The following is a 23488-nucleotide window of genomic DNA, read 5'->3' on the forward strand; positions in this document are numbered from 1 at the left end:
CTCTCTCACAGAAGTGATCACTTATTGACCGGATCCGGCCACCTCTCTTGTCACTTTCGGACAACGTCCACTACGCGCGGGACGAGCGTCAGCCCTTGAGCGCGCCCGCCATGAGGCCGCGCATGAAGAACCGGCCGAGCAGCAGGTACACCAGCAGCGTCGGCAGGGACGCGAGCAGCGCCTCGGCCATCTGCTGGCTGTAGTTCACCGCCGCCGCGCCCGACCCGGCCGTGTTGTTCAGCAGGACGGTCACGGGCCAGCTGTCCGGCGCCCCGAGGAACACCGCGAACAGGAAGTCGTTCCACATCGAGGTGAACTGCCAGATCAGCACCACCGCGAACGCCGGTCCGGACACCGGCCGGACGATCGACCAGTACGTGCGGAGCATGCCCGCGCCGTCCACCCGGGCCGCCTCGATCAGCTCGTCCGGGATGGTCACGTAGTAGTTCCGGAAGATCAGCGTGCAGATCGGGATGCCGTAGACGACGTGCGCGAGGACCAGGCCCCGGATCGTCCCGACCAGCTCCATGTGGGTGAGCAGCCCGGCCAGCGGGATCATCACCGCCTGGTACGGGATGAACATCCCGAACAGGAACAGCGTGAAGACCGCGTCCGCGCCGGGGAAGCGCCACTTGCTCAGCACGTAGCCGTTCAGCGAGCCCAGCACCGCCGAGATCAGCGACCCCGACACGGCGATCTTGAAGCTGTTCTCCAGGCCGGGCCGCAGCGAGTCCCAGGCCGCCCGCCATCCGCCGAGGCCCCAGTGCTTCGGCAGGTTCCACGCGGTCGCCGGATCGGCCTCCGACAGCGACTTGAAGCTCGTCACCACCAGCACGTACACCGGGATCAGGAACAGCAGGACGAACGCCAGCAGCACGGCGAACCGCAGCGCGCGCATCGCCCGCGCCCCCGCCGTCCGCGACCGCGGCGCACGGGCGACCGCTCCGGTTGCGCTCATCTGCTCCGCTCCGTCCACAACGTCCGCACCTGAAGGACCGGCCCGGTCGCGCTCATCGGCTCCGTCCATGCGGACCGGACCGGCGCGCTCATCGGTTCCGCTCCGTCCGCACCGACCAGACCAGGTAGGGGATGACCAGCACGGCGACCGCCAGCAGCAGGTACGTCGCGATCGTCGCGCCGTTCGCCGGGTCGTGCCGGTCGAACACCTCGACGTAGGTCGCGATCGCCGGGACGTAGGTGATGATCTGCTTGCCCGCGATCGCCATGATCAGGTCGAACACCTTCAGCGAGATGTGCCCGAGGATGATCAGCGCGGACAGCGTCACCGGCCGCAGCTGCGGGAACACCACGTACCGGTACACCTGCCACTCGGACGCGCCGTCCACCCGGGCCGCCTCGCGCAGGTCCTCCGAGACGCTGCGGAACCCGGCCAGGTAGAGCGCCATCACGTACCCGGACATCTGCCAGATCGCGGGGATCGCCATCGCGGCCATGCCCCACGACTTGTCCTGCCACCACGAGTTCGCCAGGTCGCCGAGCCCGGTCTTGTGGAACAGCTGGTTCAGCCCCACCGCGCGATCGGCCGGCGCCGGGTTCATCAGCCACCGCCACACCACGCCGGACGCGATGAACGAGATGGCCATCGGGAACAGGTAGATGATCCGGAACCCGGCCTCGCCCTTGATGCCCTTCTCCATCAGGAACGCCAGGAACGCGCCGAGGATCAGCGCGCCGCCGACGAACACGACGGTGAACAGCAGCGCGTGCCGCACCGCCCCCGGCCAGGACGGCTCGTGCCACAGGTCGACGAAGTTCTTGCCCTTGTCGAACTTGTAGGGCGACACCTCGTCGTGCTTGCCGCTGACCGCGACCCGGACGTTCCAGAAGATCAGCCCGTACACGAACAGGCCGATCGCCGCGATGGACGGCGCGACCAGCAGCAGACCCGGCAGCCAGCCCGCCCTTCGGAGCCTGCGGAGCGGACCGGGCGGGCCGCCCTGGGGGCGGGCCCGCCGGTCCGTGCCGCGCGTAGAGACAGACGTCACTGCGCGTCGTTCTTGGCCGCGTCCGCCAGCGCCTTCTGCAGCTTCCCGGCGTCCTTGCTCTGCAGGAACAGGCCCACCGCGGTGTCGATGTCGGTGTGCCACTTGTTGTTGGCGACCACGCCGTGCCACATGGACCCGGCCAGCTTGGTGGACGGGTTGTTCCACTGGGCGAACGCGTAGGCGAGGTAGCCGGTGTAGAGGCTCTTGTCGCCGTCCGTGCGGGCCGGGACCGAGCCCTTCTTCGGGTTGAACAGGTCCTGGCCCTGCTTGCTGCCCGCTTCCTTCAGCCACGCGAGCGCGCCCGCGCGGTGCGGGGCGCCCTTGGGCAGGGTGAAGGCGTCCGACAGCCACATGTACGTGCCGTCCGTGCCGGGGGAGGGCGCGTAGTTGAAGTCGGTGCCGAGCTTCTTGCTCAGGCCGTTCGGCGCGTCCCCGGTGAAGTAGCCGTAGGCCCAGTCGCCCATGATGTTGAACGCGGCCTTGCCGTCCACCACGGCCTTGGCGGCGCCCTGCCAGTCGGTGGAGGCGGCCTCCACCGAGGTGTACTTCACGATCTCGGCGTAGTCGGTGATCGCCTTGGTCATCTGCGCGCCGGACCAGTCCGCGCCGGGCTTCCACAGCGCGTTGTAGCCGTCGGTGCCGAGGTCGCCCAGCAGGACGCTCTCCAGCAGGTGGTCCGCGGTCCACTGCGCGCCGAGCGACAGCGGCACCTTCTTGGTCTTGCCCTGCACCTGCTTCAGGTCGGCGATGAACTCGGCGACCGTCTTCGGCGGCCCGGCGATCCCGGCCTCCTTCAGCACGGCCGGGTTGTACCAGAGCATGTTCGACCGGTGGATGTTCACCGGCACCGAGTAGATCTTGCCGTTGTAGCTGATCTGGTCGAGCAGCTGCTTGGGGTAGACCTTGGTCATCCCGTTCTCGTCGTAGAACGAGTTCAGCGGCTCGATCTGCCCGGCCTTGATGTAGTCCTGCAGCTCGGCGCCCGCGTGGCCCTGGAAGGAGTCCGGCGGCTTGCGGTTCTGCAGGCGGCTGGCGAGCACGGCCTTGGCCTGCGTGCCCGAGCCGCCCGCGATGGCCGCGTTGACGAACTGCGTGCCGGGGTTGTTCTTCTCGAAGTCGGCCTTCATCGCGGCCAGGCCGTCCGCCTCGCCTGGACCGGTCCACCAGGAGAAGACCTCGACCTTGGACTTGTCCGTCGATCCCTTGCTGCCGCCGCCTCCGCAGGCGGAGAGCGCCATCGCGCCGCAGAGCGCGACGGCCGTCATCGCGGTGAGACCGCCGCGCCCGCGAACCCGGTGGCCGCGCACACCTGAACCCAGCATCGCTCGTCCCTTCGGTTACCCGAAGAACAAGCGTCCGTTCGAGAGTGTGATCAGGTCAACACTCTGCCCCGAATAGTGATCTTCCGGTGATCTGAGTCACTCGCCGTGATTCAGGACGACTGCCGTGACGAGGGACAACTGGGGAGGTAAGGGAGGGGCTGGGAGGGGACGGCTACCAGGAGATGGCGGGGGGAAGGTCGCCGGTGCCGGCGTCCGGCCAGTCGAGGGGCTCGCCGAGGGGCGCGAGCTCGGCCATCTGCAGCCGGTACCAGGGGGACGACTCGGGCCGCTCGGCGAGCGCGAGGCACTCCGCCCACGTCCACCACTCCGCGTCCTCGACCTCGCTCGGGTCCGGGCTCGGCGAGACCTGGGTCACGGTCGCGCGGACGACCGGGCAGCGCTCGTACTCGACCGTCCCGTCTTCGGCGGACGCCCGGTACCGGAACCCGGGCAGGACGGAGGTCAGCGCGTCCGCGGCCAGGCCGAGCTCGGTGTCCAGCCGCCGCCGGACGGCGTCCCGCAGGTTCTCACCGGGCGCCGGGTGGCCGCAGCAGCTGCCCGTCCAGACCCCGGGGAAGGTCTTCTTGTCCAGCGCCCGCCGGGTGATCAGCACCCGGCCGTCCGGGGCCACGGCGTAGCAGGAGAACGCCAGGTGGTAGGGGGTGTCCCGGTGGTGGCTGGCGAGCTTGGGCGCCGTCCCGATCGCCTCGTCGGCGGCGTTCAGCAGCACGATCTCCTCGGTGTGAACGGACACGCGGTTCCTTTCGTTGAGGGTGGTGAACCCGGTCGGGCGTGGTGGACCGGTAGAGGTGTGTGGCGATTCGGTGCGGAAATGGTCCCAGGTCGCGGGCCGGGACGCCGGGTCGGTCAAGCCGCACTAAACTCGGTACGGCCCGACGACCGGGGGCCCAGGTAAGCCCCTGATGGAGGAGTTGACGAGCGTGACCCTGCTGGAGTCGATCACGGGTCCTGAAGACCTCAAGCGACTGGACGCCACGCTGCTGCCCCGCCTGGCCGGGGAGGTCCGTGAGTTCCTCGTGGACGCGGTGTCCAAGACCGGCGGACATCTCGGGTCGAACCTGGGCGCCGTCGAGCTCACCATCGCGCTGCACCGCGTCTTCGACTCGCCGCGCGACCGGATCCTGTTCGACACCGGTCACCAGGCGTACGTCCACAAGCTGCTGACAGGGCGGCACGACTTCTCCGCGCTCAAGCGGCGCGGCGGCATCTCCGGCTACCCGAGCCAGGCCGAGTCCGAGCACGACGTGATCGAGAACTCGCACGCCTCGACCGCGCTGTCCTACGCCGACGGCATAGCCAAGGCGTTCCAGCTGCGCGGCGAGTCCGAGCGGGCCGTGGTCGCGGTGGTCGGCGACGGCGCGCTCACCGGCGGCATGTGCTGGGAGGCGCTGAACAACATCGCCGGCGCCAAGGACCGTCCGGTCATCATCGTCGTCAACGACAACGGCCGCTCCTACTCGCCCACGATCGGCGGGCTCGCCAGCCACCTCGCCGACCTGCGCGTCACCCAGGGCTACGAGCACGCGCTCGACCTGATCAAGCGGACGGTGCCGCGCGCGCCCGTCGTCGGCCACGTCGCCTACGAGGCGCTGCACGGCATCAAGAAGGGCATCAAGGACGTCCTCCAGCCGCAGGCCATGTTCGAGGACCTCGGCATGAAGTACGTCGGCCCGATCGACGGGCACGACGCCGAGGCCGTGGAGCACGCGCTGCGCAAGGCCCGCTCGTTCGGCCGCCCGGTGATCGTGCACGCGATCACCCGCAAGGGCCAGGGCTACGAGCCCGCCCTCGCCGACGACGAGGACCACATGCACGGCGCGGGCGCGTTCGACCCCGCCACCGGCAAGGCCCCCGCCAAGCCCGGCGCCGCCCCCGGCTGGACGAAGGTGTTCGGCGACGAGATGGTCGCCATCGGCGCCGAGCGTCCCGACGTGGTCGCGATCACCGCCGCGATGCTCTACCCGGTCGGGCTCGCGCCGTTCGCCGAGGCCTACCCGGACCGCATGTACGACGTCGGCATCGCCGAGCAGCACGCCGCGACCTCGGCCGCCGGGCTCGCGCTCGGCGGCATGCACCCGGTCTTCGCCGTGTACGCCACCTTCCTGAACCGCGCGTTCGACCAGGTGCTGATGGACGTGGCGCTGCACCGGCTGCCCGTCACGTTCGCGCTGGACCGGTCCGGCGTGACCGGCGACGACGGCGCGTCCCACAACGGCATGTGGGACCTGTCGCTCCTGTCGCTGGTGCCCGGCATGCGCATCGCCGTCCCGCGCGACGGCGCGCGGCTGCGCGAGCTGCTGCGCGAGTGCGTCGCCATCGAGGACGGGCCGTCCGCCATCCGGTACCCGAAGGGCTCGGTCGCCGCCGACGTCGAGGCCGTCGACAAGGCCGGCGAGATGGACGTCCTCGCCCGGCACGCCGGCGCGAACGGCACCCGCGTGCTGCTGGTCGTCGCCGGGGCGCTGGCGGGCACCGCGCTCGCCGCGGCCGAGCTGGTCGCCGCGCAGGGCATCGGCGTCACGGTCGTCGACCCGCGCTGGGTGAAGCCGCTCGACCCGGCGCTGGTCGAGCTCGCCGCCGACCACACCCTGGTCGCCGTCGTCGAGGACAACGGCCGCACCGGCGGCGTCGGCGACGCCGTGGCGCGCGAGCTGCGCGACCACGCCGTGGACGTCCCGGTCCGCACCTACGGCATCGAGCAGGAGTTCCTCGACCACGCCTCGCGCGCGCAGATCCTCGCCGACCTCGGCCTCACCCCGCAGGACCTGGCCCGCGAGATCACCGCCGCCACCGCCCGCATAGCCGGCCACGGCAACGCCTCCGCCGCCGCCGAACACCACGCCGAAGCCGCCACCGACTGACGCTGCCTGGACGCCGGGGGTGGTCACACGCCCTCGGCGGAGAGGAGGTGCCAGGAGTGGTCGATGGAGGCGGAGGCGGTGCCCAGCTCGCGGCCGGAGTAGGTCCAGCGGCCGCGCAGGCGCCAGGGGCGTCCGGCGCCGTCGGAGACGAAGACCTGGAGCGGGAACGTGGCGTCGTGGGCGCGGATCACTCCCGCCGGGTCGACGGTGGGGAGCAGGTCGGGCTCGCCCTCGCAGCGCACGCCCATCACCTGGGTGCCCGCGTCCTGGCGGAGCAGGCCCTGCGTCAGGTCGTACACGAGCACGGAGACGTAGTCGGGGCCGAGCCACCGCAGGTCGGGCACCGAGGCTGGCGGGGGGAATCCGAACAGCTCTGGACCACCGGTCACACACGCACGGTAGCCGCTGGCTCACCCCGCCGTCACCGGTTCGGCGGCGGATGTCCGCTCGGCCTGGCGTTTTGCCGGTCTCGCCCCGGAAGTTCGCCTGATTCGGAAGACCGGAACCCGGATTTCCGGATCACCGAGTTTCGGTCTGGATCTGAGCCGGATTCGGTCGGCGGGATCAGGCGCCGCGGCAGGCGGAGCGCATGGCCTCCCAGCGGGCCAGCTTGACGCGCTCGCCGCGGTCCAGGGAGCGGGCGAGGGCGATCTCGGCGGCGTCCAGGTTGAGCCAGTCGGCGTACTGGACGGCGGGCAGCTCGCGCGCGTCGAGGAGGTCCTCGATGGGCCCGGCGGGCTCGATGCGGGCGTCGCCGAGATCGGCGAGCAGGTTGCGGACGGTCTCGGCGGCGTCCGACTTGTTCGTCCCGACGACGCCGGTCGGGCCGCGCTTGACCCAGCCGGCGACGTACTCGCGGGGGAGCGGGCCGTCCGGGCCGAGGACGCGGCCGCCGTCGTTCGGCACCACCTTGGTCCGCTCGTCGAACGGCAGCCCGGCCAGCGGGACGCTCTGGTAGCCGACCGAGCGCAGCACCATCCCGGCGGGGATGTCCTCGAACTCGCCGGTGCCGGTGACGCGCCCGGACGCGTCCAGGAGGGTGCGCTCGACGCGCAGCCCCTCGACCTTGCCGGAGCCGAGGATCTCCACGGGCGCGCGCCAGAACCGGACGTCGATGCGGCGCGGCCGGTCGCCGGGGGAGCCCGTCCACCCGGCCATGACCTTGACGTTGCCGCGGACGTGCCGGTCGGCCTCGGCGAGCGCCGCGCTCGCCGCGTCCAGCTCCATGTCCTCGGGCCGGACGTGCACCGTCGCCTCGGCGAGGGTGCCCAGCTCGCGCAGCTCCTTGGTGGTGAACTTGGCGTGCGCCGGGCCGCGCCGCCCGATCATGTGGACGCGCTTCACCCTGCTGTGCGCGAGCGCGTCCAGCACCTGCTCGGGGACGTCCGTAGTGCGCAGCTCGGCGACCGTCCGGGAGAGGATGCGGACGACGTCCACGGCGACGTTCCCGACGCCGATGACCGCGACGTCCTCGGCGTCCAGCGCGAACTCCAGGTCGGCGGCGTCGGGGTGGCCGCAGTACCAGTTGACGAAGTCGGTGGCGGCGAAGCTGCCGGGCAGCTCCTCCCCGGGGATGCCGAGGTGCCGGTCGACCATCGCGCCGGTCGCGTACACGACGGCGTCGTAGCGCTCCAGCAGCTCGGCGCGCGTGATGTCCCGGCCGAGCTCGACGCACCCGAAGAACCGCACGCCCGGACGCTCCAGGACGCCCTGGAGGTACCGCGCGATCGACTTGATGGACGGGTGGTCCGGCGCGACCCCGTACCGGACGAGCCCGTACGGAGACGGCAGGCGGTCGAACACGTCCACCCGCGTCCCGTCACCGGCCTGCTTCAGCAGGGCCTCGGCCGCGTACAACCCGGCCGGACCGGAACCGACGACCGCGACCCGCAGGTGTCCCGTCATGCGGGCCATTGTGCCCACGCCGGACGCCGGAGCGACAGCGTGAGCGCGGTCACACCTGGGAGTCGGCCCGCGCGATCCGCGAGTGCCTGCGGCCGTACGCGAAGTACAGGACGAACCCGATCACCATCCACGCCCCGAACCGGTACCAGGTCTCGACCGGCAGGTTCAGCATGACGAACAGGCAGGCCAGGACGGACAGGACCGGCACCACCGGGACGAGCGGGGTCCGGAACGCGCGGGGCAGCTCCGGACGCGTCCGCCGCAGGATCACCACCCCGATCGACACGACCAGGAACGCGAACAACGTGCCGATGTTCACCAGCTCGGCGAGCTTCGCGAGCGGGATGAGCCCGGCGAGGACGGCGACGATGCAGCCCATCACCAGCGTCGAGCGGTAGGGCGTGCCGAACCGCGGGTGGACGGCCGACAGCCACGGCGGCATCAGGCCGTCCCGGCTCATCGCGAAGAACACCCGGCTCTGCCCGAGCAGCAGGATCAGCACGACCGTGGTGAGGCCCGCGACCGCGCCGATGCTGATGACCGTGGCGAACGCGGGGTGCCCGACGGCCTTGAACGCGTCCGCGAGCGGCGCCTTGGCGCTCAGCTCGGTGTAGTGCTGCATGCCGACGACCACCAGCGACACCGCCGCGTACAGGACGGCCGTGATGAACAGCGAGCCGATCAGCCCGATCGGCAGGTCCCGCTGCGGGCGCCGCGCCTCCTCGGCGGCCGTCGCGACGATGTCGAACCCGATGTAGGCGAAGAACACGATCGAGACGGCGGCGAAGATGCCGAGCCAGCCGTAGGACACCGGCGTGATGCCGAACAGCACCTGCATCAGCGGCGCGCCGGCCCCGCTGACCGAACCGTTCGACTTCGAGGCGGGGATGAACGGGTGGTAGTTGGCGCCCTTGACGAAGAACAGCCCCGCGAAGATCACCAGCAGCACGATCGCGACCTTGACCGTCACGATCACCGCGTTCACCCGCGAGGACACCTTCACGCCGAGGACGAGCAGCCCGGTCACGGCCAGCACGATCAGCATGGCCGGGACGTTCAGCACCCCGCCGCCCTCGCCCGGCGGGTTCAGTATCGCGTCCGGCAGGTGGACCCCGGCGGACGCCAGCAGCGAGTCCAGGTAGCCCGACCAGCCGACCGACACCACCGCCGCGCCGAGCGCCAGCTCCAGGATCAGGTCCCAGCCGATGATCCACGCCGGCAGCTCGCCGAGCGTGGCGTAGGAGAAGGTGTAGGCCGAGCCCGCGACCGGGACGGTCGAGGAGAACTCGGCGTAGCAGAGCGCGGCGAGCCCGCAGACGACCGCGGCGAGGACGAACGAGAGCGCCACCGCGGGTCCGGCCCGGTCCTTGGCGACCTGGCCGGTGAGCACGAAGATGCCCGTGCCGACGATCACGCCGACACCGAAGACCACCAGGTCCATCGCGCTGAGGTCCCGGCGCAGCCGGTGCGTCGGCGCCTCGGTGTCACGGATCGACTGCTCGACCGTCTTGGTGCGGAACAGGTCCACGGGGCATCCCTTCAGGGTGACAACTGTATTACTCATGGTTGCCTTACTTAGGTGTTCGCAGGTAAGGGCCTGTCGAAACACCGGCCCGTCCGGGATGCCCGATTAAGACGCGAAAATGCCGCCCCGATCACTCGGGACGGCATTTTCCGTAACCATACGGAACGAAGCGCCGCCTTGGCCGGGCGGCGCACCGCTCAAGCGGCCGCCAGGCCGGTCAAGCGGCCGCCAGGCCGGTCACGCGGGCGGCGGCGCGCCGCCTAGGCGGGCAGGGAGGCGACGCCGGGCTCCAGGAACCGGCGGCCGGTGACCTGCTCGGCGATGCCGCTGCGGTCCAGGTACGGCGTGATGCCGCCCAGGTGGAACGGCCAGCCGGCGCCGAGGATCATGCACAGGTCGATGTCCTCGGGCGCGGCCACGACGCCCTCGTCCAGCATGAGGCGGATCTCCTCGGCCAGCGCCTTCAGCGCCCGCGCGAGCACCTGCTCCTCGGTGGACGGGCTGTCCCCGCCGCCGAAGATCTTCGCCGCCTCGGGGTCGATCGAGAAGTCCGGCAGGTAGACGCCGCGCTTCCCGGCCGCCACGAACTCGCCGAACTTCGCCGACAGCGGGAACCGCTCCGGGAACGCGCCGTGCAGCGTCTCGTTCACGTGCAGCGCGATCGCCGGGCCGACCAGACCCATCAGGACGAACGGCGGCATCGGCAGGCCCAGCGGCGCGGCGGCGCGCTCGGCCACCTCGATCGGGGTGCCCTCGTCCACGGTCTGGATGATCTCCGCCATCAGGCGCAGCAGGATCCGGTTGACCACGAACGCCGGCGCGTCCTTGACCAGCACGCAGGACTTCTTCAGCTGCTTGCCCACCGCGAACGCGGTCGCCAGCGCCGCGTCGTCGGTGGCCTCGCCCCGGACGATCTCCAGCAGCGGCAGCACCGCGACCGGGTTGAAGAAGTGGAAGCCGACGACCCGCTCGGGGTGCTTCAGCTTGCTCGCCATCTCCGACACCGACAGCGACGAGGTGTTGGTCGCGAGGATCGCCTCGGCGGAGACGTGCTCCTCGACCTCGGCGAACACCTTCTGCTTGACCGACATCTCCTCGAACACGGCCTCGATCACGAAGTCCGCGTCGGCGAAGGCGTCCTTGGTCAGCGAGCCGGTGATCAGCGCCTTGAGGCCGTTGGCCTTGTCGGCGGAGATCCGGCCCTTGCCGAGCAGCTTGTCGATCTCGGCGTGCGCGTAGCCGACACCCTTGTCCAGGCGCTCCTGGTCCAGGTCGGTGAGGACGACCGGGACCTCCAGGCGGCGCGCGAACAGCAGCGCCAGCTGCGAGGCCATCAGGCCCGCGCCGACGACGCCGACCTTGGTCACCTTGCGGGCCAGGGCCTTGTCCGGCGCGCCCGCGGGGCGCTTGGCGCGCTTCTGCACCAGGTCGAACGCGTACAGCCCGGCGCGCAGCTCGTCGCTCATGATGAGGTCGGCGAGCGCCTCGTCCTCGGCGGCGAAGCCCTCGTCGCGGGTGCGGTCCTTGGCCGCGGCGACCAGGTCCAGCGCGCGGACGTAGGACGGGGCGGCGCCGTGCAGCTTGCCGTCGAGCGTCCAGCGGGCCATGTTGACCGCGTCGTCCCAGGCCTTGCCCTTGTCGACCTCGGGGCGCTTGACCTCGATCTCGCCCGTCAGCACGCGGGCGGTCCAGATCAGCGACTCCTCCAGGAAGTCGGCCGCGTCGAAGATCGCGTCGGCGATGCCCAGGTCGTACGCCTGCTGGCCCCTGAGCTGCTTGTTCTGGGCGAGCGGGTTGTCGATGACGACCTTGAGGGCCTTCTCCGCGCCGATCAGGTTCGGCAGCAGGTAGGTGCCGCCCCAGCCGGGGACCAGGCCGAGGAACGCCTCGGGCAGGCTCAGCGCCGGGACGCCGCGGGAGACCGTCCGGTACGAGCAGTGCAGGCCGATCTCGACCCCGCCGCCCATCGCCGCGCCGTTGTAGTAGGCGAACGACGGAACCTTCAGCTCGCCGAGCCGCCGGAACGCGTCGTGGCCGAGCTTGCCGATGGCGAGGGCGTCCTCGCGCTTCTGGATCAGCGGGACGCCCTTGAGGTCCGCGCCGACCGCGAAGATGAACGGCTTGCCGGTCACGCCGACGGCGACGATGTCGTCCCGCTTGGCGATCTCGTCCAGCGCGGCGTTCAGCTCGGTCAGGCCCGCCGGGCCGAACGTGCTGGGCTTGGTGTGGTCGTGCCCGTTGTCCAGCGTGATCAGCGCGAGCGTGCCCGCGCCGAACGGGAGCTGGACGTCGCGGACGCGGACGTGCGTGACGACCTCGTCGCGAAAGATCTCGGTGATGTCGGCGCTCACTTGTCGCCCTCCCAGTTCACGTTCTCCCAGAGGACGGTGCCGCCCATGCCCATGCCGACGCACATCGTGGTCAGGCCGTAGCGGACGTCGGTCCGCTCCTCGAACAGCCGCGAGAGCTGGTTCATCAGCCGGACGCCGGACGAGGCCAGCGGGTGGCCGAGGGCGATCGCGCCGCCCCACGGGTTCACGCGCGGGTCGTCGTCGGCGATCTTGAAGTGCTCCAGGAACGCCAGCACCTGCACGGCGAACGCCTCGTTGATCTCGATGAGGCCGATGTCGTCCATGGTGAGGGAGTTGCGGGCGAGCAGCTTCTCGGTCGCCGGGACCGGGCCGACGCCCATCACCTCGGGCTCGACACCGGCGAAGGCGAAGTCGATCAGCCGCATCCGCGGCGTGAGGCCGAGCTCGCGGGCCACGTCCTCGGCGGCGAGCAGGCAGGCCGTCGCGCCGTCGTTCAGGCCCGCCGCGTTCCCGGCGGTGACGTTGCCGTGCACCCGGAACGGGGTCTTGAGCTTGGCCAGGTCGTCCAGGGTGGTGCCCGGGCGCGGCGGCTCGTCCTCGGTGGCGAGGCCCCAGCCCTTCTCCACCGAGCGGATCGCGGTCGGTACCAGGTCCGGCTGGATCTTCCCGGCCTTGTAGGCGGCGGCGACCTTGTCCTGGCTGCGGACGGCGTAGGCGTCCGCCCGCTCCTTGGTGATCGACGGGAACCGGTCGTGCAGGTTCTCCGCGGTCGAGCCCATGACCAGCGCGGACGGGTCGACGAGCTTGTCGGCCAGGAAGCGCGGGTTGGGGTCGACGCCCTCGCCCATCGGGTGCCGGCCCATGTGCTCGACGCCGCCGGCGACGACGACGTCGTAGGAGCCGAAGGAGATCCCGGCGGCGGTGGTGGTGACGGCCGTCATCGCGCCCGCGCACATCCGGTCGATGGCGTAGCCGGGGACGCTCTTGGGCAGGCCCGCCAGCACGGCGGCGCTGCGGCCGATGGTCAGGCCCTGGTCGCCGGTCTGGGTGGTGGCGGCGACGGCGACCTCGTCCACCCGCTCCGGCGGCAGGGACGGGTTGCGCCGCATCAGCTCGCGGATCGCGCGGACGACCAGGTCGTCCGCGCGGGTCTCCGCGTACAGGCCCTTGGGGCCCGCCTTGCCGAACGGCGTGCGGACGCCGTCCACGAACACGACGTCACGTGCGGTACGAGGCACGGGTCGCCCTCCCTGTCACGGTGGTACTGAACGATGGTTACTCGCTGGTAACTCATCATCCTACTCGCCGGTAACGGGCATCCGGGTCACCGACACCGCGCCGCACCCGCGATCGTGGCGCGAATCTCAGTCGGAGCGTCCGGGCGCGGGCCGCCGCGCCGCCCGGAACGCCGACGCGGGCGGGCCGTCCGGGCGGGAATCAGCCCCGTATCGCGACGCCGGGGACGACCCGGGCCATACCCTTCGTCAGCAGGTAGTACCCGGCCGCCGCGACGAGCGCGCCCAGCAGCAGGCCGACCGCCACGTCATGCGGGTAGTGGACGCCGATGTAGACCCGCGAACCGGCGATGACCAGCGCGTTCACTACGGCGACGGCGCCGAGGACGCGTCTGGCCGCCAGCCACACCGCGATCGCCGCCGCCCCGGCCAGCACGGCGTGGTTGCTCGGGAACGAGTAGTCCGACGTGCCCGGGCAGGAGACCGCGATGTGCACCGAGGGCATGGCCCGGCACGGCCGCTGCTCCTCGACCATCAGCTTCAGCACGCTGCTGACCGCGAACGCGAGGATCATCGCGGCGGGCACCCACAGCGCGCTGACCGCGGCCCGCAGCCCCTTGTCCCTGGCGTGCCACCAGGCGACCCCGGCGAGGACGACGAACAGGGCGAGCCCGTAGTCGCTCCACCAGTTCACCAGGCCGTTCAGCCATCCGGTGTGCCCGGACACGGCCACCACGTCCCGGTACAGCCCCGCGTCGAACGCCTGCCCTCCGGCGAGCCGCGCCGCCGCTGCCACATCGATCACTCGGCCCCTCGTTCCCCTGACCTTCCGCGAACGTCCGGCGACATCCCGCGGAACGAAAATCTACGGCAATGTAGAATTTCGATGACGCCAGGGTAGTCGAGAACGCCGCGTCCGGAATCCGGCGGCGGTCCGGCCGGCGAGGGGGATCGGCGGGGTCAGTCGGCGGCCTGTGCGTGCTCGACCAGGCTGTGCAGGTCGACCACCGCGTCCTGGGCGGCCAGCAATGCCAGGACGACCAGCGCGGCCATCGCCGCGATCAGCAGCGGACGCCGCGCGGGCGGCGGCTCCAGCAGCGCCTTCACCCGCCGAGGCAGCGGCCCCGGCCGCCGAAGCCCCACCAACCCGCGCCCGGCCCCCGCGTCACCGCGTCCGCTGAACCCGGCGATGCCGCGTCCGGCGAGGCGAGCGCGTCCGCGTCCGGCGAAACCGGGGAGGGCGCGTTCGGCGAGGCGGGCGAGGCCGAAGCCGCGGCGGAGGTTGTCGCGGGCGATGCCGATGCCGAGGGCGGCGGCGTGGCCCAGGCGCGGGCGGCGGTTGTGCGCGAGGGCGGCGCGGCCGATCGCCTGCGCGGTCTGCTCGCGGTCGTCGATGCTCGCCGCCGCGCGCTCGTCCGCCCATCGCTCGGTGGCGAACACGACCGCGCCGCGCAGCGGCCAGAGCAGCGGGTTCGCCGCGGCGGCGACGGTGGTGACGGCGCGGAACAGGTGGTGCCGGTCGGCCAGGTGCGCCCGCTCGTGCGCGATCAGCGCGTCCCGCTGCGCCGGGGTGAGGACGGCCAGCATGCCGGTGGTGACCATGATCCGCCCGGGACGTCCGGGCAGGGCGAACGCCTCGGCCTCCGGATCGTCCACGACGGCGACCGGGCCGCCGCCGGGCAGGGCCCGCGCCGTCCGGGCGGACGCCACCAGCCGGTACCCCTGCCGGACGGCCGCGCACGCGGCGCTGATCAGGCACATGAGCAGCAGGACGGTCGCGACGGTGCCGACCACCGGATCGGTCTGCGGCGCGTGCCGCAGGACGCGTTCGGACATGTGCCCCAGCGCCGCGATCGGCGGCAGCCGCAGCGCGCTGCCCATCGCCGAGACCGCCAGCGTGGCGAGGCTTGCCACGGCCAGCCCGGCCGCCGTGCCGGTGAGCAGCCAGGTCGCCGCGCGCGGCCCGAGCCGTCCGGAGACCGGCCGCGCCGCGAGCGCCGCCACGACCGGCAGCACCAGCGGCAGGTAGGTGTCCGGATCCCTCATCCCGAGCCCCCGGGCATGGCGCTCCGGTTCGCGGGCTCCGCGGTCATTCGGGGCGGCCTTCGAGGAGGTCGCGGAGGAGGCGCTCGTCCTGGTCGGAGAGGGTGTCGACGAAGCGGGCGAGGACCATGTCGCGGTCGGCGCGCTCCTGGAGGGCCTGGTGCATGCGCCGCGCGACGAGCCCGGGCTCGTCGCTGACCGGCGCGTACTGGAACGCCCGCCCGGCCTTCGCGCGGACGAGCAGCCCCTTGTCGTGCATCCGGCTCAGGATCGTCACGACCGTGGAGTAGGCCAGCTCGTCGGTCAGCAGCCGCTGCACCTCGGACGTGGACAGCGGCCTGCCGGCCCGCTGGAGCACCGCCATGATCTCGGTCTCCAGCGCACCCGACGCGCGCCGTCCGTCCGCACCCGCCACCGCGGCCACCTCCCGGGATCGCTCCGACGACCTTGCCGTTCCAGTTTGCCATGCGTCCCGGGAGGTGCCGCCGCACGCGCGACCGGCGGAAGGAGCCCGCACGCGGCAGTTGCAGGGTGCCGCGCGCGGCAGCTGCAGGGCGCCCACGCGGCAGCTGCAGGAGCCCTGCGCGCGGCCGTTGTAGGGCCCGTGCGGGGTCAGGTGTAGCGGTCAGGTGTAGGAGCCTTCGCGGAGGTCGGAGAGCGAGTCCGGACGGGACGGGCGCCAGCCGAGCCGGTCGCGGGACGCCGCGGCGCCGACCGACTGGTGCAGGGCGAGGGCCTGGGCGAACGGCTCGCCGAGCGCTCCGGCCGCGTCCTCCAGGGGCCAGGTGCGCGGCTCGCCGCCGACCCCGGCGGCCTTGGCGGCGGCGGTGGCGAGGTCGCCGACGGCCACGGCCTCCTCGGCGACGCCGTGCCAGACCGTCCCGGCGGGGGCGTCGGCGAGGACGGCGGTGTAGAGGTCGGCCAGGTCGTCCACGTGGACCATCGGCCAGCGGACGGCCGGGTCGGCGACCACGCGCGGCGCGCCGTCCTCGCGGGCCCAGCCGACGAGCATGGCGGGGATGCCGCCGCCGCGCCCGTACACGATGCCCGGGCGGATGACCGTGGCCCGGACGCCGTCCTCGGCGGTGGCGAGCACCCGGCGCTCGATCTCCGGCCGGTAGCCGACGATCGGGATCGGGTCGGTCGCGGCCGTCTCGTCCGCGGTCGCGTCGCCGGTGGCGCCGAGCACCCAGACGCCGCTGGTGTAGACGAAGGCGCGGCCGGTACCGCGCAGGGGAGCGGTGAGGGCGTCGATCGCCGCCGCGTCCACGGCCGCGTCGCCGGTCGGCGTCCCCGCGTGCACGACGGCGTCGATGTCGGGCGTCACGGCGGCGGTGAGGGCGGCGGGGTCGGCCAGGTCGCCCGTCCGGACCTCGGCGGCGCCGGGGACGGACGCCCGGCCCGGACGCGCCAGCGCCACGACCTCGTGCCCCTCGCCCGCCAGCCGCTCCGCCAGCGCGGACCCCACGTAGCCGGTCGCTCCGATCACCAGAACACGCATCTCGAACCTCCATCAAATATTTCGACATCGAAAATTTAGACCCAAGAATGCTCCGGCGTCAAACTTTTGGACGGTGAACGGTTAGCCTGGGAGACCGCACCCCGATCCGCCCCGTCCCGTCCCGTCCGCGCCGAGCCCGAGGAGCCCGCAGTGCCCGACACCACCACCGCGTCCACGAACACCCCGGCGTCGTCTACGAACACCCCGGCGTCCGCGCGCGACGGGGTCGACGTGATCCTCGACCAGTGGAAGGCCGCCCGGCCGGACCTCGACTGCGCGTCCATGGGCGTCGTCGGACGGATCTCCCGCGCGTCCCGTCTGCTGGAGCGCGCCCTCAAGGACGAGTTCGCCCGGCACGGCCTGGAGCCGTGGGAGTTCGACGTCCTCGCCACGCTGCTGCGCTCCGGCCCGCCCTACCGGCTCTGCGCCGGCGACCTCAGCGCCGCCGCGATGGTCAGCTCGGCCGCGCTGACCAACCGCGTCGACCGGCTGGTCGCCAAGGGCCTGGTCGAGCGCGGCGTGGACCCGACGCACCGGCGGCGCGTCCTGATCAGGCTCTCGGACGAGGGCCTCCGGCTGACCAACCAGGTCCTTGAAGCGCACGTCGCCAACGAGACGCGCCTGCTCGCCGCCCTCTCCGGCGACCGCCAGGACCAGCTCGCCGGTCTCCTCCGCGCGCTCCTCACCTCCCTCGGCGACAGCGGAACGGAGTAGGTGCCCGACCAGTCGGACATCGAGGGGTCTGCTCTTGTTCACCTTCACCACCGTGGGTACCTTGGCGGAGACGCACCGAGGAGGACGCCGGTGACGCATGCCAGGCCCGCCTACCGCCCCGGGCTGCGCCGGAGGCTGGGGCACGCGCGCGATCTCACCGGCCTGCTGCTGCGCACCGGGCTGGTCGCCGGTCCGCCGAACCGCGTGCTGTCCCAGATCGGGGCGCTGCGCACCTGGGGCACCACCCTGGCCGGGCTGCTCGTGGCCGCCGCCGCCCGCGTCCCCGATGGGCTCGCCATCGAGGACGACGAGGGCCCGCTGACCTTCGCCGAGCTGGACGAGTGGTCCGCGCGCCTCGCCGAGGGCCTGCCGATCGCCGGGCCGCGCCCGCGCGTCGGGCTGCTCTGCCGCAACCACCGGGGCCTGGTGCTGTCGCTGGTCGCGTGCAGCCGCCGGGGCGCCGAGGTCGTCCCGCTGAACACCGGCTTCGGGCCGGGGCAGCTGCGCGCCGTGCTGTCCGAGCTGCGGATGGACCTGATCATCTCGGACGCGGAGTTCGCGCCGCTGCTGTCGGCGCTGCCGGTGGCGCTGCGCCGCCGGGTCATCTGGTCCGACCACGCCCCGGCCGACCCGCTGCGCGGCAACACCCTGCCGCCCGGTGTCGAACCGCTCTCCGCACCCGTCCCGGCGGACGTCGCGGCGCCCGCCTACGCGCCGCCGCCCCCGCCGCGTCCGGCCGGGGGGCTGGCGACGACCCCGGCGGCGACCATCGGACGGATCATCTCGGCGACCGCGTGCCGCCCGGCCGGCCCGCCGCAGGTGCAGAGCCGGACGATCATGCTCAGCTCCGGCACGATGGGACGGCCCAGGGGAGCGCGCCGCCCGCCGCGTCCCGGCCTGTGGCCGCTGGCGTCGATGGCGTCCCGGATCCCGCTGCGGTCCCGGCAGACCATGGTCGTCGAGGCGCCGCTGTTCCACGTCTGGGGCTACGCGGGCCTCCAGATGGCCTGGGCGCTGCACGCGCCGGTCGTCCTGCACCGCCGGTTCGACCCCGAGCGGACGCTCGCCGCCCTCGCCGGGCACCGCGACGTCGTGCTCTTCGCCGTCCCGGTCATGCTCCAGCGCATCCTGGACCTGGACGCCCGGACGCGCGCCCGGTACGACACGTCCACCCTGCGGATCGTCGCGGTCAGCGGCTCGGCCCTGCCCGGCGACCTCGCGGTCCGCTTCATGGACGCGTTCGGCGACCGCCTCTACAACGTGTACGGCTCGACCGAGACGTCCTGGGTCTCCATCGCGACCCCGCGCGACCTGCGGCTCGACCCGCGCACGGCGGGCCGTCCCCCCGCCGGGACGACGCTGTCCATCCTCGACCCCGACGGGCGGAACGTCCCGCGCGGCGAGATCGGCCTCATCCACGCCGCCAACGAGCTGATGTTCGAGGGCTACACCGGCGGCGAGCCGCTGCCCGTCCACGACGGCCTGCTCGCCACCGGCGACCTCGGCAGCATCGACCGCCGCGGGCTGCTGTTCGTCGCCGGCCGCGCGGACGGCGTGATCGTGTCCGGCGGCGAGAACATCGTCCCCCGCGACGTCGAGGACGCCCTGCTCCGGATGCCCGAGATCCACGAGGTCGCCGTCGTCGGCGTCCCCGACCCCGAGTGGGGGCAGCGCGTCGCCGCGCACATAGTCCCGCGGCCGGGCGCGCGCATCGACCCCGCGGCCGTCCGCGCGCACGTCCACACCGAGGTCGCCAGGTACGCCGTCCCGCGCGACGTCCACGTGGTGCCTGACCTGCCCCGGAACGCCACCGGCAAGGTCGTCCCGGGACGCCTCGCCCCGCCTCCGGGCCGTCCCGCCTGACACCCCGCGGCCGGTGCCCGCCGACGGCCCGGACCGCGCCGGACGACGAGCCGGGGCGAACTGGTCAGGGGGCCTGGGAGGCGGGCATGATTGGGGCGGTCGGAGCCTCCGGCCTTCACCGCTTCGTGCGAAGGGTCTGACGTCGCCATGCCGCTGCCGGGTCCGCTGCGCCGGCGCTGCCGGGAGTTCCTCGGCGGCGCGGCGGAGATCCGCTACGCGTTCCCCGCGCTGAGCCAGGGCGGCGGCGCGGGCTTCCTGTTCGTGGTGACCGACGAGCGGATCACCGTGCTGTGCACCGGCGCCCTCAGCCGGACGAACCCCAGCAGCGTGTGGGGCAGCTACCCGCGCGAGCGCCGGATCGGGCCGGTGGAGACCGGCGCGGGCGCCAGCTTCGAGTTCGCCGGCGCGTTCTTCGAGGTGGACGACGAGTACGTGCCGGTGATCAACGCGGCCGACGCCGAGGTCTTCGACCCCGCCAGCCTCCCGCGCGACCCCCTCCCCGACCTGTAGCCCGCCGTTGCGGGCGGCGGGCTAGCGCGGCGCGTCCGGTCAGGCGGAGGCGGGGGACTTGGGAGCGGGCTCGGCCGGGGCCTTCTTCGGCGAGCCCTGCGGGCGGAGGAAGAAGAACATCACCACGGCCAGGTACAGCGCCCACATGACCAGCTGCAGCGCGGTGATCTGCGGCGTGACGTTAAGGACGCCCTGGAACGCGGTCTGCAGCCAGTCGCCCGCCGAGCCGAACTTCGCGAAGAACTCGTGCGGCTCCAGCCAGACGGTGTGCAGGCCGGGGACGACGTCCGCCTCCTGGAGGTCGTGGAAGCCGTAGCCGAACACGCCCGCCGCGACGACGATCAGCGCGCCGCCCGTCCAGGTGAAGAAGCGCTTGAGGTTCAGCTTCAGCCCGCCCCGGTACAGCAGGTACCCGAGGACGACCGCGCAGGCCAGGCCGAGCAGCGCGCCGAGCACCGGCTGCGTCGACCCCTCGGACGAGCTGGTGATGTTCGTCCAGAGGAACAGCGCGGTCTCCAGGCCCTCCCGGCCGACCGCGAGGAACGCGACGGTGGCGAGCGCGGCCGGGCCCACGTCCAGGGCCCCGGCGAGCTTGCCCTCCAGCTCCTTCTTCATGAACCGGGAGGTGCGCCGCATCCAGAACACCATCCAGGTGACCAGCCCGACCGCGATGATCGACAGCACCCCGCCGAACAGCTCCTGGGTCTTGAACTGCATCTCCGAGGACGCGGCGGTGAGCGCCAGCCCGAACCCGACCGCCAGCGCGACCGCGAGCCCGATGCCGATCCACACCGGCAGCAGCGCCTCGCGCTTCCCGGTCTTCACCAGGTAGGCGATCAGGATGCTCACCACGAGGGCCGCCTCAAGCCCCTCCCGCAGTCCGATGAGGAAGTTGCCCAGTAGCATCGCCACGCTCCTCGGGGGTCGGGCCACGGGGACGGTTCCACGCGGCGGAGAAGGATGCTTAGGCAAACCTAACCTAAACCGCCGCGTGCCCCAACAGCGAGTCCCTGTGATGTGACCCCGAGGTTCGGTGCCCGAGCCGCCAGAGCTGCCCGAGCCGCCGGAGCTGCCGGAGCCGCCCGAGCCGTCGGAGCTGCCAGAGCCGCTAGAGCTGCCCGAGCTGCTAGAGCTCGGACCAGGCGCGGGCGAGGGGCGGGACGACCAGGCCGATCTGCCACTCGCGGGCGCCGAGGGCGCGCAGCGCGTCCGCGATCGCCTCGGCCGAGACCGGGCCGGACGGCGGCGACCACGACAGGCGGCGCACCGCGTCCGGCTGCATCAGGTTCTCGGCCGGGACGTTGTGCTGCTCCGACAGGGTCGTCACGACGGCGCGGGCCGCGGTGAGCCGCGCGGCGGCGGCCGGGTCGCGCTCGGCCCAGCGGTGCGCGGGCGGCGGCCCGTCCCCGGGGACGTTCGCCTCCGGCAGGCCGCGCTCGGGCAGCCCCCGGGCCTTGGTCACCGCGCGCAGCCACGCCGACTGGTGCCGGCGCGCGCCGCGGCCCTTCATCGACGGCAGCGCGAGCAGCTCGGCCGGGGTCTTCGGGGTGTTCAGCGCCAGCTCGACGATCGCCGAGTCCTGCAGGACGCGGCCGGGGGACAGGTCGCGCTCCTGCGCGATCCGGTCCCGCGTCTCCCACACCTCGCGGACGACCGCCAGCGCGCGCCGGTTCCGCACCCGGTGGATGCCGGACGTCCGGCGCCACGGGTCGGCGCGCGGCGCCTTCGGCGGTGTCGCGAGGATCGCGGCGAACTCCTCCAGCGCCCAGTCCAGCTTCCCGGAGCGCTCCAGCTCGGCGAAGAGCGCGTCGCGCAGCTCCACCAGCAGCTCGACGTCCAGTGCCGCGTACTTCAGCCAGTCCTCCGGCAGCGGGCGCGTGGACCAGTCGGCCGCCGAGTGGCCCTTCTCCAGCGCGTACCCGAGGACGGTCTCCACGATCGAGCCGAGCCCGACCCGGGGGTAGCCGAGCAGCCGCCCGGCCAGCTCGGTGTCGAACAGCGACTCCGGCACGATCCCGACCTCGGCGAGGCAGGGCAGGTCCTGGTTGGCGGCGTGCAGCACCATCTCCACGCCGTCCAGCGCCGCGTTCAGCCCGGACAGGTCGGGGCACTCGATCGGGTCGACCAGCGCCGTCCCCGCGCCCGCCCGGCGCAGCTGGATCAGGTAGGCCCGCTGCCCGTACCGGTAGCCGGACGCGCGCTCGGCGTCCACCGCGACCGGCCCGGTGCCCTTGGCGAACGCCTCGACGACCCGCGCCAGCCCGGCCTCGTCCGCCACCACCGGCGGCACGCCCTCGCGCGGCTCCAGCAGCGGCGTCGCCGCCGCGTCCTCTGCCACCGCCTCGGCCACGCCCGCCTCGGCCGCGCCCGTCTCAGAACTCACGCTCGCTCCTGAACCGCTCTGCGGTGTGTCGGACGCTCCCACGGTCTCGGTTTTCTCCCCGGCGGTCTCGGTGCCCGGCGCTGTGCTTCCCACGCCACCTACCGTACGTCGCTCAGCGGGCGGTGCCGCCGGGGCCGTCCGGCAGGGCGGTCACCCCGGCGGGCGGCAGGCCCGCGGTGGCGCTCATGACCTCGCACCACGCGGCCACGTGCCCGGCCATGTCGATGCCCGAACCGGTGTCGGTCGGGGACCAGGACGCGCGCAGTTCCAGCTCGGTCGTGGACGGTTCGTCGCTCTTGTCGCCGAAGCTCTCCGACACCGCCCGGGTGATCGTGCCGGACACCGCGGTGAACCCGGCGGGCTCCAGCGCCTCCAGCAGCCAGCTCCAGGCGACCGAGCCGATCAGCTCGTCGGCGGCGAACTCCGGCTCCAGATCGGCGCGGACGTAGGCGACGACGCGGAAGCCGCCCGCCCACCCGTCCCGTCCGGCGGGGTCGTACAGGACGATCAGCCGGCCGGACGCCACCTCGGTGTCGTCGTCGCGGTAGACCGAGCCGGACAGCGCGGCCGCGTAGGGCGCGAGGCGCTGCGGGGCCGGCATGTCCTCAAGTTCGAGTTCGGGGCGCGGCGAGGGGCCGTCCAGCACCGCGCGCAGCGCGTCGCGGGCGCGCTGGAACGGGGGCGGCACGTCGCCCGCGGGGTCGTGGTCGCCGGTCACGGGCGCACCGGGGAGTCCGCCGGTCGCGGCGAACGGGGTTGGGGGCACAGCACAGGTCTCGTCTTCGGGGCGGCGCGGATCAGGCCACGGCCCGCACGGTGGCGGGCGCCGCGCGGTCGGGCCCGCCGGACGCGGGGTCGGAGGGCATGGACACGGGAGCATCGGAGGGGGCGGAGGCCGCCGGGACGGCGGCTCCGGCGGTGGAAGCGCCGGGGTTTCCGGCGGCGGGGCTTGCGGAGGTTCCGGGGTTTCCGGTGGCGGAGGTCGCGGGGGTTTCGGCGGCGGCTGCGGCAGGCGCCGGGGGCGCGGTCCGCGCGGGGCGGGGGAGGGGGGTCTCGTCATCACCCAGCGTGGCGTCCGGTCCGACGAGCACCGCGGCGCCGCATTCGACGCAGGCGCGCTCGGGGCAGTCGGGACCGTGCCCGTCGAGGCACGGCGTCCGCTCGAAGCGGCGTTCGTCGCCGCAGGTGGAGCAGTACACGGGGGACCTCCTCGGCTATGACACGCATCACGCTCGCACGTGCCGGTGACAGAATGCGGGACTTCGCTCGGCGTGTCCGGAACTTCAT

At 72.9% G+C, this 23488-nt stretch carries 21 protein-coding genes; 4 read left to right on the forward strand and 17 right to left on the reverse strand.

Annotation, left to right across the window (positions count from 1 at the left end):
* Window positions 1-88 precede the first annotated feature (88 nt).
* From FHU30_RS06635 to idi, 4 genes are all read right to left on the reverse strand, one after another.
* Entirely contained in the window at window positions 89-958 is an 870-nt protein-coding gene (locus FHU30_RS06635; protein ID WP_372503850.1) for a carbohydrate ABC transporter permease, read from the reverse strand.
* A gap of 88 nt (window positions 959-1046) precedes the next feature.
* Complete coding sequence (locus tag FHU30_RS06640) at window positions 1047-2006, reverse strand: carbohydrate ABC transporter permease (RefSeq protein WP_253872962.1); 960 nt, start codon at window positions 2004-2006, stop codon at window positions 1047-1049.
* Window positions 2003-3328: an ABC transporter substrate-binding protein gene (locus FHU30_RS06645; protein WP_308211213.1), complete on the reverse strand. Its 1326-nt coding sequence runs from the start codon at window positions 3326-3328 to the stop codon at window positions 2003-2005. Before FHU30_RS06645 ends, FHU30_RS06640 begins: the two co-directional genes overlap by 4 nt.
* Before the next feature lie 172 nt (window positions 3329-3500).
* Window positions 3501-4082, reverse strand: coding sequence for an isopentenyl-diphosphate Delta-isomerase (gene idi, locus FHU30_RS06650; RefSeq protein ID WP_253872965.1), 582 nt, complete (start codon window positions 4080-4082; stop codon window positions 3501-3503).
* 187 nt (window positions 4083-4269) lie between these two features.
* Here idi and dxs point away from each other — a divergent pair, with 187 nt between their 5' ends.
* Entirely contained in the window at window positions 4270-6210 is a 1941-nt protein-coding gene (gene dxs, locus FHU30_RS06655) for a 1-deoxy-D-xylulose-5-phosphate synthase (protein WP_253873874.1), read from the forward strand.
* A gap of 23 nt (window positions 6211-6233) precedes the next feature.
* Here the strand turns inward: dxs and FHU30_RS06660 are convergent, their stop codons facing one another.
* The 9 genes from FHU30_RS06660 to FHU30_RS06700 all read right to left on the reverse strand — a co-directional run bounded on the left by FHU30_RS06660 (window position 6234) and on the right by FHU30_RS06700 (window position 16731).
* On the reverse strand, window positions 6234-6599 hold the full coding sequence (locus FHU30_RS06660; RefSeq protein ID WP_253872967.1) for a hypothetical protein: 366 nt from the start codon (window positions 6597-6599) through the stop codon (window positions 6234-6236).
* A 175-nt stretch (window positions 6600-6774) separates the two neighbouring features.
* The gene (locus FHU30_RS06665; RefSeq protein ID WP_253872970.1) at window positions 6775-8115 is read right to left on the reverse strand and encodes an FAD-dependent oxidoreductase; all 1341 of its coding nucleotides are present in this window, start codon (window positions 8113-8115) and stop codon (window positions 6775-6777) included.
* Between the two features lie 49 nt (window positions 8116-8164).
* Complete coding sequence (locus tag FHU30_RS06670) at window positions 8165-9643, reverse strand: amino acid permease (protein WP_253872972.1); 1479 nt, start codon at window positions 9641-9643, stop codon at window positions 8165-8167.
* 257 nt (window positions 9644-9900) lie between these two features.
* Window positions 9901-11991 (reverse strand): 3-hydroxyacyl-CoA dehydrogenase NAD-binding domain-containing protein, encoded by a 2091-nt coding sequence (locus FHU30_RS06675; RefSeq protein WP_253872975.1) that lies wholly within the window; start codon window positions 11989-11991, stop codon window positions 9901-9903.
* Window positions 11988-13190 carry a thiolase family protein gene (locus FHU30_RS06680; RefSeq protein WP_253872978.1) on the reverse strand — a complete coding sequence of 401 codons (1203 nt, stop codon included), beginning with the start codon at window positions 13188-13190 and terminating at the stop codon, window positions 11988-11990. The genes FHU30_RS06675 and FHU30_RS06680 overlap by 4 nt, the downstream gene beginning before the upstream one ends.
* Before the next feature lie 199 nt (window positions 13191-13389).
* A complete protein-coding gene (locus tag FHU30_RS46910) occupies window positions 13390-13992 on the reverse strand; it encodes a phosphatase PAP2 family protein (RefSeq protein ID WP_253872980.1) in 603 nt (200 codons plus the stop codon).
* Between the two features lie 155 nt (window positions 13993-14147).
* Window positions 14148-15233, reverse strand: a complete 1086-nt coding sequence (locus FHU30_RS06690; protein WP_253872984.1) for a M56 family metallopeptidase — start codon at window positions 15231-15233, stop codon at window positions 14148-14150.
* Window positions 15234-15276: 43 nt separating this feature from the next.
* The gene (locus tag FHU30_RS06695; protein ID WP_253872986.1) at window positions 15277-15645 is read right to left on the reverse strand and encodes a BlaI/MecI/CopY family transcriptional regulator; all 369 of its coding nucleotides are present in this window, start codon (window positions 15643-15645) and stop codon (window positions 15277-15279) included.
* A gap of 210 nt (window positions 15646-15855) precedes the next feature.
* Window positions 15856-16731: an NAD-dependent epimerase/dehydratase family protein gene (locus FHU30_RS06700; protein WP_253872988.1), complete on the reverse strand. Its 876-nt coding sequence runs from the start codon at window positions 16729-16731 to the stop codon at window positions 15856-15858.
* 150 nt (window positions 16732-16881) lie between these two features.
* On the opposite strand from FHU30_RS06700, the gene FHU30_RS06705 reads away from it, so the two are divergent.
* The 3 genes from FHU30_RS06705 (at window position 16882) to FHU30_RS06715 (ending at window position 19818) form a co-directional block, all read left to right on the forward strand.
* The gene (locus FHU30_RS06705) at window positions 16882-17445 is read left to right on the forward strand and encodes a MarR family winged helix-turn-helix transcriptional regulator (RefSeq protein WP_308211215.1); all 564 of its coding nucleotides are present in this window, start codon (window positions 16882-16884) and stop codon (window positions 17443-17445) included.
* Between the two features lie 90 nt (window positions 17446-17535).
* Window positions 17536-19308 carry an AMP-binding protein gene (locus FHU30_RS06710; RefSeq protein ID WP_253872991.1) on the forward strand — a complete coding sequence of 591 codons (1773 nt, stop codon included), beginning with the start codon at window positions 17536-17538 and terminating at the stop codon, window positions 19306-19308.
* 147 nt (window positions 19309-19455) lie between these two features.
* Window positions 19456-19818 (forward strand): hypothetical protein, encoded by a 363-nt coding sequence (locus tag FHU30_RS06715; protein WP_253872993.1) that lies wholly within the window; start codon window positions 19456-19458, stop codon window positions 19816-19818.
* 39 nt (window positions 19819-19857) lie between these two features.
* Here the strand turns inward: FHU30_RS06715 and efeU are convergent, their stop codons facing one another.
* The 4 genes from efeU to FHU30_RS06735 all read right to left on the reverse strand — a co-directional run bounded on the left by efeU (window position 19858) and on the right by FHU30_RS06735 (window position 23400).
* Window positions 19858-20724: an iron uptake transporter permease EfeU gene (gene efeU, locus FHU30_RS06720; protein WP_253872996.1), complete on the reverse strand. Its 867-nt coding sequence runs from the start codon at window positions 20722-20724 to the stop codon at window positions 19858-19860.
* 220 nt (window positions 20725-20944) lie between these two features.
* The gene (locus FHU30_RS06725) at window positions 20945-22201 is read right to left on the reverse strand and encodes an HRDC domain-containing protein (protein ID WP_372503851.1); all 1257 of its coding nucleotides are present in this window, start codon (window positions 22199-22201) and stop codon (window positions 20945-20947) included.
* A gap of 112 nt (window positions 22202-22313) precedes the next feature.
* Window positions 22314-22919, reverse strand: coding sequence for a DUF3000 domain-containing protein (locus FHU30_RS06730; protein ID WP_308211239.1), 606 nt, complete (start codon window positions 22917-22919; stop codon window positions 22314-22316).
* Window positions 22920-22998: 79 nt separating this feature from the next.
* Window positions 22999-23400, reverse strand: coding sequence for a hypothetical protein (locus FHU30_RS06735; protein ID WP_253872999.1), 402 nt, complete (start codon window positions 23398-23400; stop codon window positions 22999-23001).
* Window positions 23401-23488: the final 88 nt, after the last annotated feature.

It is taken from the genome of Actinomadura rupiterrae, assembly GCF_024172125.1.
In the GTDB taxonomy this organism is placed as follows: Bacteria; Actinomycetota; Actinomycetes; order Streptosporangiales; family Streptosporangiaceae; genus Spirillospora; species Spirillospora rupiterrae.

Excerpts from the sequence above, each read along its gene's own strand:
- FHU30_RS06715 (WP_253872993.1), top strand. The coding sequence starts at position 19,456 with ATGCCGCTGCCGGGTCCGCTGCGCCGGCGCTGCCGGGAGTTCCTCGGC.
- FHU30_RS06635 (WP_372503850.1), bottom strand. The coding sequence starts at position 958 with ATGAGCGCAACCGGAGCGGTCGCCCGTGCGCCGCGGTCGCGGACGGCG.
- FHU30_RS06690 (WP_253872984.1), bottom strand. The coding sequence starts at position 15,233 with ATGAGGGATCCGGACACCTACCTGCCGCTGGTGCTGCCGGTCGTGGCG.
- FHU30_RS06645 (WP_308211213.1), bottom strand. The coding sequence starts at position 3,328 with ATGCTGGGTTCAGGTGTGCGCGGCCACCGGGTTCGCGGGCGCGGCGGT.
- efeU (WP_253872996.1), bottom strand. The coding sequence starts at position 20,724 with ATGCTACTGGGCAACTTCCTCATCGGACTGCGGGAGGGGCTTGAGGCG.
- FHU30_RS06700 (WP_253872988.1), bottom strand. The coding sequence starts at position 16,731 with ATGCGTGTTCTGGTGATCGGAGCGACCGGCTACGTGGGGTCCGCGCTG.
- FHU30_RS06665 (WP_253872970.1), bottom strand. The coding sequence starts at position 8,115 with ATGACGGGACACCTGCGGGTCGCGGTCGTCGGTTCCGGTCCGGCCGGG.